1 protein-coding gene is annotated in these 415 nt (G+C 62.9%); it reads right to left on the minus strand.

All coding sequences use genetic code 11. The annotated features are described in order from the left end of the window. Positions 1-415, minus strand: a 415-nt coding sequence (locus ENZ74_RS34180) for a YcjX family protein (protein WP_164761522.1), incomplete at both ends; no start/stop codon positions are given.

A 415-nucleotide genomic window follows, 5' to 3' on the forward strand; every position in this document is an offset into this window, starting at 1 on the left:
ATCCCGGCCGATAGTGCCCGCCAGGCTTGCGACAGGTCCTCGCGCACCGGCAGAACGGCCATCTCAAAGGCTTCGTGGGAAAAATCGGCGAAGGATTTGCCGAGCAGCGGCAGATCGAGCAGCCATTCGCCGGGATAATCGACGATATCGACCGACAATCTGCCCGAGGAAAACATGCGGCTCCAGCCGGAAGCCGATTCATATTCGATGGTCAGCCGCAGCTCCGAAATGGCGCGCGTCGAATCGGGCCAGACGCGGTCGTTGACCAAGGCTGCGATGTGGTCCTCGTACTGGAAACGCGGCACCGCGTCGTCGGGCTGCTGCTCGAGGAAGGCGCGCGCGATGCGCCCCGATTTCTGCGCCTCGAACAGCGGCAGGCGCCCGCCATGGATCAAATTGTGGACAAGGGCCGATA

The organism is Mesorhizobium sp. M7A.F.Ca.CA.002.15.2.1, from assembly GCF_003998715.1.
Classification (GTDB): Bacteria; Pseudomonadota; Alphaproteobacteria; order Rhizobiales; family Rhizobiaceae; genus Mesorhizobium; species Mesorhizobium ciceri.